14 protein-coding genes are annotated in these 12,324 nt (G+C 31.1%); all 14 read left to right on the plus strand.

Annotated features, from left to right (window positions below):
- The first annotated feature begins 18 nt into the window (after positions 1-18).
- The 14 genes from ACKI4K_RS04330 to ACKI4K_RS04395 all read left to right on the plus strand — a co-directional run bounded on the left by ACKI4K_RS04330 (position 19) and on the right by ACKI4K_RS04395 (position 12,271).
- Positions 19-1,503, plus strand: coding sequence for an Ig domain-containing protein (locus tag ACKI4K_RS04330; protein ID WP_407422644.1), 1,485 nt, complete (start codon positions 19-21; stop codon positions 1,501-1,503).
- An 85-nt stretch (positions 1,504-1,588) separates the two neighbouring features.
- Positions 1,589-3,052 (plus strand): hypothetical protein, encoded by a 1,464-nt coding sequence (locus ACKI4K_RS04335; RefSeq protein WP_407422646.1) that lies wholly within the window; start codon positions 1,589-1,591, stop codon positions 3,050-3,052.
- A 16-nt stretch (positions 3,053-3,068) separates the two neighbouring features.
- Entirely contained in the window at positions 3,069-4,019 is a 951-nt protein-coding gene (locus ACKI4K_RS04340) for a hypothetical protein (RefSeq protein ID WP_407422648.1), read from the plus strand.
- The gene (locus tag ACKI4K_RS04345) at positions 4,020-4,790 is read left to right on the plus strand and encodes a hypothetical protein (RefSeq protein WP_407422650.1); all 771 of its coding nucleotides are present in this window, start codon (positions 4,020-4,022) and stop codon (positions 4,788-4,790) included. It begins immediately after the preceding gene.
- Positions 4,791-4,802: 12 nt separating this feature from the next.
- Positions 4,803-5,702: a hypothetical protein gene (locus ACKI4K_RS04350; protein ID WP_407422652.1), complete on the plus strand. Its 900-nt coding sequence runs from the start codon at positions 4,803-4,805 to the stop codon at positions 5,700-5,702.
- Positions 5,703-5,705: 3 nt separating this feature from the next.
- A complete protein-coding gene (locus tag ACKI4K_RS04355; RefSeq protein ID WP_407422654.1) occupies positions 5,706-6,422 on the plus strand; it encodes a hypothetical protein in 717 nt (238 codons plus the stop codon).
- A 2-nt stretch (positions 6,423-6,424) separates the two neighbouring features.
- A complete protein-coding gene (locus tag ACKI4K_RS04360) occupies positions 6,425-7,411 on the plus strand; it encodes a phage DNA encapsidation protein (protein ID WP_407422656.1) in 987 nt (328 codons plus the stop codon).
- Between the two features lie 445 nt (positions 7,412-7,856).
- Complete coding sequence (locus tag ACKI4K_RS04365; protein WP_407422658.1) at positions 7,857-8,036, plus strand: hypothetical protein; 180 nt, start codon at positions 7,857-7,859, stop codon at positions 8,034-8,036.
- A 67-nt stretch (positions 8,037-8,103) separates the two neighbouring features.
- On the plus strand, positions 8,104-8,319 hold the full coding sequence (locus ACKI4K_RS04370; RefSeq protein WP_407422660.1) for a hypothetical protein: 216 nt from the start codon (positions 8,104-8,106) through the stop codon (positions 8,317-8,319).
- Between the two features lie 199 nt (positions 8,320-8,518).
- A complete protein-coding gene (locus ACKI4K_RS04375; protein ID WP_407422662.1) occupies positions 8,519-8,779 on the plus strand; it encodes a hypothetical protein in 261 nt (86 codons plus the stop codon).
- 9 nt (positions 8,780-8,788) lie between these two features.
- Positions 8,789-9,325, plus strand: a complete 537-nt coding sequence (locus ACKI4K_RS04380; RefSeq protein ID WP_407422664.1) for a hypothetical protein — start codon at positions 8,789-8,791, stop codon at positions 9,323-9,325.
- Between the two features lie 4 nt (positions 9,326-9,329).
- Positions 9,330-9,638 (plus strand): hypothetical protein, encoded by a 309-nt coding sequence (locus tag ACKI4K_RS04385; protein WP_407422666.1) that lies wholly within the window; start codon positions 9,330-9,332, stop codon positions 9,636-9,638.
- Between the two features lie 16 nt (positions 9,639-9,654).
- Positions 9,655-10,239, plus strand: a complete 585-nt coding sequence (locus tag ACKI4K_RS04390) for a hypothetical protein (protein ID WP_407422668.1) — start codon at positions 9,655-9,657, stop codon at positions 10,237-10,239.
- The gene (locus tag ACKI4K_RS04395) at positions 10,211-12,271 is read left to right on the plus strand and encodes a hypothetical protein (RefSeq protein ID WP_407422669.1); all 2,061 of its coding nucleotides are present in this window, start codon (positions 10,211-10,213) and stop codon (positions 12,269-12,271) included. Before ACKI4K_RS04390 ends, ACKI4K_RS04395 begins: the two co-directional genes overlap by 29 nt.
- Positions 12,272-12,324: the final 53 nt, after the last annotated feature.

The following is a 12,324-nucleotide window of genomic DNA, read 5'->3' on the forward strand; positions in this document are numbered from 1 at the left end:
AAATAGGAGGTTAAAATTATGGGATGGACAAAATCAGACGTATATGCTTTTGTAAATGACCTGGTTGATCAGGCAACAAAAGGAAATGCGCAAATCAAAGTAACAGATACAAGTTCATTAGTTGAAGCTGGCCATATATTGGAAGATATTGGATATGAGAAAACACTTAATTGCATTAGCCAGGTGTACGCTAAAAATATATATTCAATCCGAAAATATACTGGTAAGCTTGACATTTTAAGAAGAGATGAAAAAGAGTGGGGTTCAATTATTAGAAAAATAACTCCGCTCAAGAAAGATCTTGAAGCTTCTCAAGATAATAATACAGATATAGCTACACCTTTAGAAGATGGAGAAAGCGTTGACGAATTCAAGATTAATAAGCCGGATGTTCTCCAGACTGTATTTAATCATGAGAGCGTAATAACAAAATCAATCACACATTTTACTCAAGATCAGTTAAATGTTGCATTTGAAAGTGAAGCTGCATTTATGGCTTTTCTTGATTTAGTAGATGAATCTTTTGATAACGAGCTTGAGATGGATTTCGAAGAAATGAGAAGAGCAACGATTGCGAATTTAATCGGAGCATGTTATACAATTGGCGGAGCTATGTCAATTGATTTAGTAGCTGAATTTAACGCTAGATTTGCAGAACCAGGAAGCGGATATTCAAGAGATCAGCTTTTGAATACTCATTTTGAAAATTTCACAAAATTTATCGCTGCTAGAATTAAAGGCGTTTCAAGATTATTGACAGAAAATACTTCAAAATTCCATCAGAATGTAAGAGGAAGAAAACCAATTTTAAGACATACACCAAAAGAATTCCAACGCATGGTTATTTACGCGCCATACATGGATGACCAGGAAACGATGGTATTATCAAACTTGTATAATCCTGAAAAATTGGATATCGGAGAATATGAAGAAGTTAATTTCTGGCAAGATATTGAACATCCATCAGAAATCAATATTACTCCATCATATATGAACGAAAATGGAAAAGAAGTAAAGGGTGAAGCTGTAAAGCTTGATTATGTTCTTGGAATTTTATTTGATGTTGAAGCAGCCATGTGGACGAATATTTTCAAATCAGTAAATACGAGCCATCTGAATACGGCCGGACTTTATTACAATACCTGGTATCATTCAACTCAAAATTTCGCAATAGATTGCAGTGAGAATGCTGTAATTTTCTATTTAGGAGAAGGTGAAACACCAGCTCCAGCTGGAAGCATTGAATTGAATAAAAACACAACAACAATTGTTGTAAATGAAACTGAAACATTAACAGCTGAAACTGTACCAGATGACGCTGTTGTTACCTGGGAAAGTGATGACGATACAATCGCAACTGTTGAAGATGGAGTTGTTACAGCTGTGGCTGAAGGTGAAGCAATTATAACAGCTTCAATTGAAGTTGAAGGAATTGAATATAGCGACGCTTGCGTTGTAACTGTTACAGCTGAAAGCAAAGCTAAAAAAACAACTAAAAAATAGACCTTCTCCGAGTTATATTGATTCGGAACACATATCAAAAGGGGCAAGGATTTTTCCTTGCCCTTTAAAAAAAGGGGGTGAAAATTTGCCATATAGAATAGAATTACATTCATTACAAAAAAAACAAAAATCAACAAAAATGCCAACTGATACAGGAACCAGAATTCTAAATATACATTTAAAAGAAGGATCTTCGCTTTTTACTCCACAATTAAAAGTTAATTTAACAGATCAAGAAAGCGTAAGCTTATCACAATTCAATTGTTTTTATTTAGAAGAATTGATTGGAAATTATTATACTCCAATTTTGGGTTTATATAAGATAACTAATATTGAAAATATTCATAATAACATTTGGCTGATTTCAGGAGAAATTGATTCATTAAGCTCATCAGCAAATCAAATTAGAACAAGTACGCAATATGTAACTAGAATTTCGCTTCCGTCGTCTGGATCTGGTCAAAGCCGAGTTGAAGGATATGACGACCGACAATATGATTCTTTATGTGATCCAACAACTGAAATTATATCGCATAACAGATATCAATTAAAAAGCGGATTTTCAACAAGAGCATCAGATTCTATGACAGTTGTCGGATTTGTTGGAAGAAATATGGAATTTTACGCTTCTACTGTTTCACCACAAGGAATAGCAAACGCTGCTATTGATACTCAAGACGTACTTGATTTAGTAGAAGATAATCTTGGAAGATATAATGATTATTTTTCACTTTCAAAAATTTTTCCATTTTGTAAAGCTTCAGTAAAAAACAAACCTGATTCACCAACCTGGATCGGAACAAAACAAACTGTTTGCTCTCATGGCTTTCAAATTAATGTTAAAGATTTAAGCGGAACTGATGGTCAAACAGAAGCTTCAAGAATTGAAGAAATTATAGCTACAAGCGGAGAAGGCCAGGCAGCCAGAAATGGAATTGCTTGTGTAACATTAGATACAGAATATCGTGATTTTAGAAGGTATGACAATAGATTTACAAAAATAGTTGCGAATTGTCCTTTTGTTGGAATGATTGAAATAGATCCAATATTTTTAAATTATGAATCGCTTAATTTTAGTTATAAAATAGACATTTTAACGGGTGACGCAGAATTGTCTGTATATGCTCAAATAAGCGGAATAAATAAACAAATTGGAAATTATGCGTGTAAAATTGGAATTGATGTTCCGATTGCTAATTATGAAACAAATTGGACTCAAATAGCAACTCAATTATATGAGCAAAATTGGAAAGCTAGCGCTCAAAATATTTTTGCTCCACCTACGACAAAACACACATTGAGCAATCTCTCCGGGTTTGCTTCGTCATTAATTGGAACAATTTATATCGATGTTTTACAGTACAAATCAACTGAAATCGGTTATACTAATTTTAGGGGAAGGCCATGTAACAAATTATTGAATCTATCAAATTTACCTAGCGGAACATATATTGAATGCTTAAATCCAGATCTTAATATTATTAAACAAGATTATATACGCAATCAATTAATTAACGATTTGACAAATGGCATTTATTTGGAATATTAAAAAAGGGGGTGAATATATGATAAATGGAACTGATAGAAGAAATTATATAAATTTCGAAAATAGAATGTATAAAAAGTTTTTCGGATTATCTCCGAATATGGTGAGCGGACAACAAAATTATACAAATTATTATAAAAAGCGTTACATGTATAATAAAATATATAGTGTCTTTGATTTTAAATTATTAGATTCCTGGAGCTTAAGAAATTTTAGATATTGCTTATTTCATTTTGGATCAGTTGCAATTTTTAAAAAAAATGGTGGCTGGACATGGGGCAGCTGGAGCGTAAAAGAATGGGACACTCAAATGTCGCCTAAATTAATACATTGTCATAATTTATTAAATCAAAAAGACGATGATAAAATTTATACAGTTGGTGTTGACGCTATAATTGTATCTTGCTTTGATGACTATATCGGATGGGATGATTTAGTTCGAGAGCATTCTGAATTTCAAGCTAATTGCATAAAAACGGAATTTGTAGCTTTAGAAAATGCAAATGTAAATTTGTATGCAACAGTAAAAAGCAAAAAGCAAAAAACGCAGCTTGAGCAACAGTGGGCAAGGGGTACAAAAGGCCAGCCAATGGTATTTATTGATGAAGAAGATTCAAAAGATTTTGAAGGCAAGCAAAAAGATGAAATTCTCAAACCCTGGACGAATCATGACACGCTTGGAGCGCTTGGAATTATCCAGCAAGCAAAGCGCAACGATATGAATGAATTTTTAACTGAAATCGGAATACGAAATGCTAATACTCAAAAGAAAGAAAGATTGATTTCTGATGAAGTAAACCAGAATAATGAAGAAACAAGCGCAAATGTTACAATATGTTATAACAATATAAAAGAAGCGTTTGATATATTCAATTCGATTTCTGGATTATCTCAAAAATTGAGCGTAGATTTGCATTATGATTATGAAAACGAAGATAATATTGAAGTTTCTGAAGGGGGTGAAGAGTAAATGTATGATGTAGCAGCTTTTAGCCTTTTTGGAATGTTAAAATATTTTGAAAAAATTGAGCAGCCTTTATTTGAAAATATTCGAATTTATGAAGGCGGAATATATGGCGAAGGAACGGAATATGAACAACAAATTCCAGCTATTGATTATGGAATTTTGATTGATGAAATAATTGAAAATTGGGGAGAGTTTGCTTGTTGGAGAAATATCCCGGATTTATTCAAAGCTAATGTAACTCGATTCTTTGATAAAAATTATGATAATTTCGCGCGCATGTGGACGGCCATCCATTTAAATTATAATCCAATTTATAACGTAGAACGATATGAAAATGGAAAAAATTCATATGATAGCTATCATGAAGAAACAGATAGAAGAGTTTGGACAGATGAAACAACTGAAACTCCAGAAGGAAAAGAAACACATGAAACAACTCATGCGTCAAATGAAAAAGTTGAAACAAAAGTTTCCGCTGATAATGTTAGCACATATAGCCCGGCCGAAGAAGTGACAACAACATTAGCTCCGGATAAAACAGAAATAACTTTTGAAAATCGCGAAACTACGACAACAACAAAAAGAAAAGATCCAGGCGGAACTAATAAAAATGATCATAAAGGACATGACGATAACGAACTACATGTAAGGGGCAACATTGGCGTTACTAGCTCCGTTGAGTTACTCCGCCAGGAACTCTCTATCCGCGAGTTTGATTTTTATAAAAAAGTTGCGGATTTATTCGCGCATGAGCTTTTATTGATGATATATTAAGGGGGTGAAATTATGAGTGATAAAATTCATAGATCAGCGGTTTCTGATCAAGATAAAAATCCTATAAGAAAATACCAGGTAGAAGAGCGCAAAGATGACAAGTTGCGACGTCATGCTGTTATCGGAATTGGTGGCGGTAGTGAAACAACTATTATTGAATTAAACGCAACGGAAAATAAAATATATACAGCTCCAGCTGGTAGCGCTTATAATCCAGTTAATGTAAATGTACCGGCTTCACTACCTAACGAATATCTTGAAAGTGAATTCGATTTACTACATTCTAATAGTACACTAGGTTTTAAAGATTTAGTAAAAAATATTGGATTAGCCACAAATAAATATAATCAATTTGCTAACGGTTATATAACAGGAAGATCAGCTGGCGTTATGATGGGCTATACAAATCAAGGTGATATTAAAAGATGTGTAGTTAAAATGGGTACTTTTGACAGAACCGTTGAAACACAAGACCAATATCAGACTTTATTTAAATTAGTTTCTGGAAACAATCATTTTACAATTAGATATGATAATACAAATAGTTGGTGGTTAATATCTGATGCAAGTGGTGCAAATATTAAAATACTTGATACCGATTTACCAAAATATTCATTTGACGGTGCTAATGTAGAAATCGTATTCGGTGCAAAATATATAAACGGTGAATTATACAAAGGCATAAAACAAAATAATAATATTACAACCGATTTTTCAAATCATTTCTTTGTATATGTAAATGGTGAATTAAAAATTGAAGCACCAAACGAAGCAATGACCGGCGATACACTAAATACCATTGGTGTTTTTAATATTGGTGGTAAATCAAATACTTGGATTGGTGCTTGTTTTGAAAATGTAAAAATTTATAATGTTTTAAATTGTTATAATAAATATTATGAGGAGGTATAAATTATGTCAAATTTAAATACTTTTCCGCATATTAATGCGGATGATTTAAATCTTGATTGGTTGCTTTTACAATATGCAACATTTAATGAAAGAATAGCTGAAATCATGGCGCATTTTGATGAAGTGGCCGCAGCTATGGCTGATCAAAATGAACAGTATAAAAATCAAATGCTTGCGTTGTATAATAATTATAAAAATTACGTTGACGCAAAAGTTGCAAGTATGCAAAATCAAGTTGATTCTGTAAAAGACGCTGTTGAACAGATCAACCAAAAAACAGATGAATATGTATATAATTATCTTGAAGAAAATATAACTGAAATTTTACAAGATAATCCAGTAATTGAAACAAGATATGAAAATAAAGGTGGAATAGCTGCCGGAGCAACAACATTGATTGAATTAGATCAAAATGTTGTATATGATATTATGTTAAATAATTGGGATCTTGGAACGATTAAAATATTAGCTTCAAATAATGATTGGAATTATGTAGCTCTTCCAATGATTACAGAAAATGATGCAAGTCATATTAGTGGCGTGACAACCGCTATTGTACCTGGCGGATCTATCGGAGATACATTTGTAAAAGAAATTTCATATACTCAAGTCCCAGTTTCTGAAGCAGTTTCATATGTTACTGTTTCAATTAACAATAGAGTAATGAGCATTACTAATAATAGCCAGCAAACAATAACTTTATACATGAAGAGAGCATAAAAATGTTTACCAATGTAATTGATTTTTTAAAAGAAAAAATATATTTTAATTTCTTTATTGGTGGGCGTGGAGTTGGAAAAACATACTCCACGTTAAGCCATTTATTGCAATGTAAAAAGATATTTATCTATTTAAGAACCAGCGCTAAAGAGTTAGGAATTGCAGCAGACAGCAATGTATTTTCCGTAATTGATAAAAGAATCAAATGGAGAAAGCTGGAAGAAGATTTTTACGGAATAGAAAAAAATAATAAAATAATAGGTTATGGCTGCGCATTATCAACTTTTAAAAATATTCGTGGCGTTAATTTTGAAAATGTAGAAATAATATTTCATGATGAATTTATTCCGGAAGTTTCGGCCCGCAAAGTTATAAAAAATGAAGCTGACGCATTTTTCAACATGATTGAGAGTGTAAATCGTAATAGAGAGCTTTTGGGACATGATCCAATAACATATATAGCTTGCGCTAACGCAAATAATATTTACAATCCATATTTTATAGCATTAAAAATAATTAATAATATAGAGTTGGCATTGTTCGAAGGCAGTAACAAATATATCGATTATGAGCGCGGATTGCAAGTTGTTATGTTAAAAGCTTCAAATGAATACATTGAGAAAAAACGACAAACAGCATTATATAAATTAACAGCTGGAACGGATTTTGAAAAAATGGCGCTGGATAATGAATTTAGTTATAATGATTTTAGCTTGATCAAGAAAAATGTAAAAGTAGCTGGATATAATCCAATTTTACGAATTGATGATATTGTCATTTGGAAGAAAAAGAATCAAAAAAGTTATGTAGCCAGATATGGAAATGTTAAATTGAAAAACCAATACAACTCTAGTGATGATTTACAAGCAAGAATATTTTTTAGAAATTATAGAGAACCTTTTTACATTGCAATTTTAAATGAAGATTTAATCTTTGATAATTATGAAATTAAGAAAAAAATATTTGATATTTTAAAAATCAAGTGTTAAAATTAAATTACCATATAGGTGTAATGTGTTTTTTGTAAACATGGGATTCTACGAACACATTGACTGCTGGAGCCTGGTGGCGGAAAGCCAGGCTCTCCCCGGAAAGTTTTAGGGACGCGGAGCGACCTACGCCCTGAAGGCGAATGCGAAAGCAGCTTCGCGTGGCCTGGTCAGCCTTTACCCTTTAACATATATTTATTTTAAAGTTTCCATTAAAAACTTTATTTATTTATTTTTGTAAAAGAGAGCTTTCAAGCTCTCTTTTTTATATTAAAATATATCAAAAAAAGTGCCAAAAATAGCAAAATAAATCATATAAAAAAAATCAAGTAAATATAGTAAAATAGGTAAAAAATATCATTCAAAAATATGCCAAAAAGTATTATAATTAAAGTACAAAATAAATAAATAAAGGCAACGCAAAGCGTTGAGAAAGGTGGAAACTATGAAAAAGATTAAAGTTAATTTTAAAACCGGAAGAAACATGATATTTAATTTTGTTCATGAATATTCTTTTGAAGATGGATATTTATATATTCATTCAATGAATGAATATGGATCATTTACAAGCGGATGGGATTCATTCAAAGAAGAATATATTGAATCAATAGAAGAAATTAAATAGACCAGGAAGTATTTAAGCGCATGAATAAAAAAAACATGCGCTTTTTTTGTTTTGGAAGGAGTAAAAAATGTTTGTAAGAATTTATAAAAATGATGGTAAAAAAATTGAATATGATCACGTTGTAAATTTAAGAGATAAAATGGCGAGTTTATCAAAAGATAATAATGAATTGAAAAGATATTTATTTATTGATTTCATTGGATATTATGAAACAGAACCAATTGAAGAAATAGCTCGTGTAGCTGTCAAGTTTAGATCGGACGAATTCCAGAAAGGAGAGTAATTGATAGTAAAAGTTTATCCCAAAAAAAATAAATTTATTCATTACGATCATAAATGTATTACAAAAATGTATATTGATATTTCGTTGGATGAAATTGAGAGCTTAATTATTGAAGAAATGTTGAATGATATACTTCATAGATATATTTATGAAATGAAAACTATTGATCATGTAATAATTGAAAATTAAGGAGAAAAAAATGAGTAATGATATTTTAGTTTTTCCTGAAAATAATGTTTTACAAGTTATTTTTAATGATGGAAAAATTTTCGCTATGGAGAGCGTTATAAAACAAGATATTGCTTATAATGAATATGGTAAATTTTTTAGAATAAGTATAAAAAGTTATGACAAAACTTTAAAAAAAGAAATGTATTCAACTTTATATGTAAAATTAGAAGAATTTAAATATTTAAGATGTAGCTCATTAAATGAACCAATAGCTGATAGCTGGAAATAGGAGAAAAAAATGACGAGTGAAAAAGTTAAAAAAATAATAAAATCATTATACCAGGAAGGCGAAATTGATAATATAATAAAAATTGATAATGATTCAGCTTTTGAATATTTTCGCGACCTGGATTTTATAAAAACAGAACGTGAAGCAGCTCAAGAATATAAAGAAACGCTTGAAATGATTGAAGAAAAAAAGAATATTGAAGAAATGGATCTAATTCCATTGATTATAAACTGTAAATCTATTTTGATTTTACAAACTATAATTTTCAAAATGTTGGATAATCAAAGAGAAGCCAGTGAAAAAGAAATTACAAAATGGTTGATTAATAATGTATTCGGAAATGAAGAATACTATATGCTTCACGACGAAGATACTTTAAAAGATATGATCTGGAATTTGATGGAAATAATCGCAAGCTTGCATAATGAATATTATAAAGTTGTAAATGGCGAATATTATGATTATATGTTTCACTGGGTTAACAAAATGAATTGCGGAAGTATTATTGATAATATTTTCAAGAAAAATAATATAAAAGGAGAATAAAAAAATGGCAAAAATGGATATTGAAAGAATGAAGCAGCTAATTGAATGCGGATTCGATAAGGAAGAAGCAATGAAGATTGTAAAAGAAGAAGCTGAAGAAGAAACAAAACTTGAACTTGAATTCAAGGAAAATGAAAGAATAAGAAAAGAAGAAGAAGAAAAAAGAAAAAAAGAAGCTGAAGAAAAAAAGAAAGAAGAGCAAAAGCTCACAAAAGAAGATATTGAGCAAATGCTGGCGGAACGTGATCAGAAAAAAGAAGGAGAAGAAGAAGAAAAAAAAGAAACAATGGGGGAACTATGGGCGCGTAAATAAAAAAGGGGGTATTTAATTGACTAGAAAAGAATTATTGAAAGCTATAGCGAAGCAAGAAAAAAGCTTGCTTCGCTCTTTCAAAGCTTTGCATGGTGAAAAACAAGTAAGATCAAACCAGGCTTTCCAACTTATGAAAGAAATATTTACGGAAGTTAAAAAAACCGGAGAATATAAAACAGTTGGTAAATCGAAAATGAAAAAAGACGAGCTTTTGACTTACCTGGAGCAGCTGGATTATATAAGAAATCTAAAAAGCTCAACCGTAAAAGGCTGGAAAGAGCAGCGCAAGCAATGGAGAGAAGAAGCAAAGAGAGATAATATTCCAGTAGATGAAATTGATGAAAATTATGATGAATGGATTGATAATATTGATTCAAGACCGTGGCAAGAAATAGCTGGATATTATTACGATTCGGAAACAATGAATCAAATTCGTTGGATGGAAGATAATGAAGCATTTGAAGCTTTTATGAATCATTGTAAAGCGGTAGAAGCTAGATACGAAAAAGAATTTGAAGGATATCAAAAAATAAGTGAAGTATTAACAAAAGATAACTGGAAGGAGATAGCGCGTGAAGTTTGGAACAGTGGACGCCTATAGCGCAGCTAACTTTCCATATGGTAAATTAATGAAAACTTTAAAAAAAGAAAAATTTAATAGAAAAGAAGGAAAAAAAATAGTAAATTATGTTTGCTCATTTGATACAGAAACGACCAATATTGTATTAGATGGAAAAAAGCAATCATTCGTTTACCTATGGGGATTTAGTTTTAATAATGATTTTTATGTAATCGGCCGAACTATGGAAGAATTTATGGAATTCATTGATAATTTGATTGAATTTTTATCTATGTTCAATTTGAATATAGCTATATATTGTCATAATTTAAGCTTTGATTACATGTTTATTTTTAATTTTATTGAAGAGAAATATAGAGATTGTAAAACATTTACAACTGATAAAAATGACGTTGTAACATATGATATACCATATATTCAGTTTCGTTGCTCCAGGAAGTTAACGAATTTGAAACTTGATCAGGCTTGCAAAAAATATGATGTTGAAATTGGAAAGCTCAACCAGGATAAATTTGATCTTGATTTAGATTATTCGAAGATACGAACGACCGTAACGGAGCTTGATTTTAGAGAACAAGATTATTTCGTTCATGATCTTCAAGCTGTTGTTTGCCTGGTAAAAAAATTACTTGATTTGTACGATGATAATATAAAATCAATTCCGTTAACCGCTACGGGTTACGTTCGAAGAGTATGCCGGCGCGGTTGTTTGGATGACGATCGCTTTGTATATGCATATAGAACGCTTGATTTAACTCCGGAAGTATACGACATGTGTAAAGATAATAATAAGGGCGGGAATGCTCATGGAAATAGATATAAATATAATCAATTACAATTCGGCATGCTTTCCGGCGATATGATCAGCGCGTATGTATTCGAAATGTTAAATAGTTATGTTCCAATGAGCAAATTTATAGAACATAAAAGCTTTACAAAAGAGCAATTTCATGAATATCTTGAAAAATATTGTTGCTTGTTTGAAATATATTTTGATCATATAAAGCTACATGATCGCGATAATTGGGATTGCATTTCAAAAAGTTGGGTATTGAATCATGGACATAAAGATTATAAGCCGGAATATATAACAGAAGATAACGGTAGAATAATTGAAGCTAAAAATATAAAGCTTGTTTTGAATGAGCGCGATTTTGCAGAAATAAGCCGACATTATGATTTTAAATATAGAATAGGCTTATTTTATACAGCATTCCGCGGCCGCTTGCCATATCAGCTGCGAAACATTATATTTGAATACTACAAGAAGAAAGAAGATTATATAAAATTCAAGCATACTAAATTTGATTACTTATACCAGAACGCAAAAAGCGAGCTGTTGAGCATATTCGGAATGATGTTGACTGATATAATCCATCCAACATGGAAGATCGACAAGAAAAAGAAGAAATGGATCAAGGAAGAAAATACGAATGCAGACAAGTATTATTATTTGCATAATTATTTCAAAACACAAAAACGCGTACATTTTACCTATACGCCCTGGGGCAATTGGATTGTTTCCGGCTGTAGGAATGAATTAGAACAATTATCATTATGTTTTAAAACACCGATTTATCATGATACAGATTGCGTCAAGGGCAAAGGCCTTGATAAGAGTAAGCTTGTAGCATATAACGCAAGGAAACAGCAAATATGTGCGAATAATGGCTATATGTATCGTGGCAGATGCCCGGGAATGGTTGTCATAGATCATGAATATGATCAATTTATTCATTTTGGAGCTAAACGCTACATGTATAAAGAATCCGGAGAAGATGATATAAAAATTACAATTGCTGGATGTTATAAAGGTTGTGCAGATCAAATAAAAGATTTACGAGATATAAATTTGAATCGCGAGAAGGTAACATTTACAGACGCGACAATGACAGCTCAACATAATATCGAAGATATTCATTATATTGAAGTAAAAGGAGTTAAGATTCTAACAGCTTCAAATGTATATCTTGAAACATGCAGCTATACAATTGATCATTTTAAAAATCATTATGCAAAGGCCAAAATTTTAAAACCAGGCAGAGCATATTAGCAGATAAGACTAGCAAGTGCTAGTCTTATTTATTTTGCTTAAAAATAATCATT

Origin of the sequence: Methanobrevibacter sp., assembly GCF_045644645.1 — an archaeon.
In the GTDB taxonomy this organism is placed as follows: Archaea; Methanobacteriota; Methanobacteria; order Methanobacteriales; family Methanobacteriaceae; genus Methanocatella.